The organism is Rhodococcus sp. D-46, assembly GCF_011290655.1.
GTDB lineage: Bacteria > Actinomycetota > Actinomycetes > Mycobacteriales > Mycobacteriaceae > Rhodococcus_F > Rhodococcus_F qingshengii.
On sequence record NZ_JAANTF010000034.1, the window covers coordinates 1,685 to 5,716 of the forward strand.

Sequence of the window (4,032 nt, forward strand, 5' to 3'; positions counted from 1 at the left end):
TTAATCCCGGGCAAGCCAAGACCGACCTGTTGACCGAACTACCGTGTCGGCCTTTCCGAAGATGCGTGCGGGGCTCGACTGGGCTCGCTAGGTTCGTTTCTCATGACCAACGACAGGGACGTGCCGCGCGAGTTGTCCGGACTGGTGGTCCCGGCGCTGGGGTTGCTCGAGGCGACGGAAGATCTGTTCGAGCCGTATCGACTCGTTGACGGTGATGGCACGGTGGTCGCGCCGGTAGCGGCGTTCTTTGCCGAGTTGGCGGCGTGCGGGAGACCGGCGACGACGCATCGTTCGTATGGGATGGATCTATTGCGCTGGTTCCGGTTCTTGTGGGTGCTCGAGGTGGACTGGGACCAGGCGACTCGAACCGAGGCACGTGATTTTTGCCGTTGGTTGCAGATCGCGGTCAAACCGGCGCGACCGCATTGGCGTTATCCCGACGGCGATGCCCTGCAGTCGGGTTTGCAGCAGGCCTCGTCGGGGTCGAATTCGTTGACCGGCAAGGCCATTCGCGGTGACCGGTACGAGGCGGCGACGGTTGCGCACTGTGAGAGCGTGTTGCGGGGCTTCTACGACTTTCACCTGGAGGCAGGCACTGGGCCGATGGTCAATCCGTTCCCGTTGTCTCGGCACCGCCGCGAAGGTCGGGCGAATGCGCACCACAACCCGATGGATCCGTTCCCCGGGCAACGCAGCGGCCGGTATCGCCCGAAGGTGGTGACGCGGGCGCCGCGCTGCATCCCGGACGACCGATTCGACGAGTTGTTCGCGCAGCTAGGTTCTCATCGCGACCGGGCACTGGTCGCATTCTGGGTCTCGACCGGGGCGCGGGCCTCGGAGTTGTTGGGCGCCAAGGTCTCCGATGTCGACCCTGGACAACAGTTGATCACCGTGATCCGGAAGGGAACCCGGGTGTTGCAACCGTTGCCCGCCGCACCTGACGCGTTCGTGTGGCTTCGGCTGTATCAGGCGCAGCTGAACGGTCTCGTTCCGTCCGGCCGGGACGAGCCGTTGTGGTGGACGCTGCGGCGCCCGTTTCGGGCGCTACGCTATGACGCGGCACGGGCGATGTTCACCCGCGCCAACGCAGCATTGGGTTCGAACTGGTCGCTGCACGACCTTCGCCACACCGCCGCGTATCGGATGGCTCGCGACCCGCAGGTGCCGCTGGCCGACATTCAATGGGTGATGGGCCACGCCAACCTGTCCACCACACAGCGCTACCTGAATCCGGTGACCGAGGAAGTGATCGCCGGGATGCTCACCTTCCATTCGCGTCGCCGCGACCGTCCCCCGGACGCACCGCCAGCTCCGGAATACCGCGCCGAGAGTCTGCAGATTATGTTCGGCAAGGACGCGACGTGACCTCCGCCAGCGGCCAGAGGATCTGGACGCCAACCGTTGACGCCCCGCTGGCAATCACCGAGTCGGCGAATCCGACCGGGGCGCAACTGCTCGCTTCGTTCCCGCCCCGGCCTGTCGCCGTGTCGTGGTCGGCAACCGAGCCGAGCCGCTCCGAGGTACTCGGTCGGGTCCTGTCCGCGCCGTTGGCGTTGGACAACCCGAACAGCCAACAGACTCGGCGGCTGGGGATCCTGGCGGTGCTGAGCTGGCTGCAGACCCAGTCCGGGGACAGCTGGCAGCAGCGGTGGCGGGCCAGCAACGCGGAAGAGCAGCGGGACTGGCGGGATCTGGTCAGGCCCGACACCCTGCGCGCGAAACCGTTGCCGCACTTGAGCCCCGGGCTGCTGGTGCTGATCTGTGCCGATGTCATCCGGCCCAGTCAGGAGTGGTTGCTGCGGTTCGCGCCGGCGCGCCGCAACCTCGCCACCGAGATGGCCCGCACCCGGGACCCGGGAGCCTTCGCCGCACTCGCCCAGTTGTGCACGGATGGCGGGGTCGGACTGCAGAGCGGGCAGCAGGCACTGACCCGGATCGCGGTCATCATGGCCGCCAAGGGCGGCTCGGTCGACGCGGTGCGCGTCGGCGACTGCGTTGAGCTTCTCGGGATCGCAGCCCGCATGCGCGCCACATCCGAGGCTTACGCCCACAGCCCGTTGTTCTACCAGCTGCTGCGCGCGCACGGTGTCCTGAGCGAAGATGCGCCCGCCGCCATCGAGATGTTCTCCGGCCGCGGGCAACCGAGCTGTGAGCAGCTGATCGACCGCTACCGGATCGCCTGCCGGCCGGTGCGGGACGTGCTGGTCGATTACCTGCGGGAACGTCAGCTGTCGGTGGACTTCTCCTCGTTGCAACGCCTGGCTTACCTGCTCGGGAAGTTGTTCTGGGCCGATCTGCAGGCCCACCACCCTGGCATCGACTCGCTCACACTGCCTCGCGACGTCGCTGCGGCGTGGAAGCAACGCGCGCTCACCCGCACGAGGACCACCCACGACGGTGAACGGGTCGATGTCGCCTCGGCGCGACTGGACGGGCGCAGCGTGCTCACCGCGGTGCGAGCCTTCTACCTCGACATCGCCGAGTGGGCCGACGACGATCCGGCCCGATGGGGGCCATGGGCGGTGCGCTGCCCGGTCAGCGCCAGCGACGCCTCCCACAAGAAAGACCGGTCACAACGAAAGTCCCGCATGGACGCCCGCACCCGCGAACGGCTCCCGGTGCTGCCAGCGCTGGTCTCCTGGGTGGCGGCCGAACGCACCGGCGCCGCCGAGTTGCTCGCAGCCGCCGAACGCGCCAGGCCAGGTGAACTGTTCACCGCCGCCGGGGCGACCCTGCGCCGGTCGCAGATGAAGACAGAAACCACCGGCCGAATCTGGGCCGAAGATCCTGAGAGTGGACCGCGCCGCGATCTCAGTTTCGAAGAACACCGCGGGTTCTGGACGTGGGCTGTGGTGGAGGTATTGCGCCACACCGGAATTCGTATTGAGGAACTGACCGAGCTGTCCCACCACAGCCTGATCCAGTACCGGCTGCCGGCCACCGGCGAGCTGATCCCGTTGCTGCAAATTACCCCGTCGAAGACCGACACCGAACGGCTGCTGGTGATCTCACCCGAACTCGCCGACGTGCTGTCCGCGATCATCGCCAGGATCCGTCTCGGCCAGCCGCACGTGCCGCTGGTGGTCTCCTACGACAAGAACGAACGCGTCTACAACCCACCCATGCCGCTGTTGTTCCAATGGCACCGACGACTCGAGAACCGTGCGGTATCGGAGAGGGCGCTACGCCAATATCTGGACCACGCGCTGACTGCGATCGGCGTCAAAGACGCCAGTAATCGCCCGCTGCGCTACACCTTCCACGACTTCCGTCGACTGTTCATCACCGATGCGATCACTCACGGGATGCCGCCGCACATCGCCCAACTCGTCGCTGGACACCGTGACATCAACACCACCATTGGATACAAAGCCGTCTACCCCGAAGAGGTGATCAACGGTCATCGAGCCTTCATCGCCCGCCGCCGCGCGCTGCGCCCCAGCGAGGAATACCGCACCCCGACCGATGAGGAATGGGCGCAATTCGTCGGCCACTTCGAACAACGCAAGGTCGCCGTCGGCGACTGCGGCCGCTCGTACGACACTCCCTGCATCCATGAACACAGCTGTCTGCGCTGCCCGCTTCTGCGCCCCGACCCCGCCGCCCGACCTCGCCTCGAGCAGATCCGGGACAACCTCCTCGCCCGTATCGCCGAAGCCGAATCCCACCGCTGGTTCGGCGAGGCCGAGGGCCTGAAGGTCAGCCTCGTCGGTGCCCGCGCCAAGCTCGCCGAGATGGATCAGATCGCCGCCCGCCGCAACAGCGCGGTCACCTTGGGAATCCCCAGTTTCGCCGATTCCGCCGGCCGCACCATCACGACCCCGCTCAGCCATCAACCTCATCACTGAACTCGTCGAACAAGATTCCAACCCTCAAATTGCAAGATCATTTTTAGTTCGGAGAAGACGCCCGCGATGCGTTCATCATCGCCGATACCGCTCGGACCATGCCACACACATTGCGACGAGTCGATACCGGCGATGACACGCTCACCGAGCTCGGCGTACTCGTAGGTTTCGACGACGATCTAGC

At 66.0% G+C, this 4,032-nt stretch carries 2 protein-coding genes and 1 pseudogene; all 3 read left to right on the plus strand.

The window, feature by feature from the left end:
- Positions 1-102: 102 nt before the first annotated feature.
- Entirely contained in the window at positions 103-1,365 is a 1,263-nt protein-coding gene (locus G9U53_RS33125) for a site-specific integrase (protein ID WP_042448088.1), read from the plus strand.
- Entirely contained in the window at positions 1,362-3,848 is a 2,487-nt protein-coding gene (locus tag G9U53_RS34330) for a site-specific integrase (protein ID WP_052416963.1), read from the plus strand. The genes G9U53_RS33125 and G9U53_RS34330 overlap by 4 nt, the downstream gene beginning before the upstream one ends.
- A 56-nt stretch (positions 3,849-3,904) precedes the next feature.
- Positions 3,905-4,032, plus strand: a pseudogene (locus G9U53_RS33135) (transposase); the annotation flags it as partial.

Coding starts and splice junctions, on each gene's coding strand:
- G9U53_RS33125 (WP_042448088.1), top strand. CDS start 103: ATGACCAACGACAGGGACGTGCCGCGCGAGTTGTCCGGACTGGTGGTC.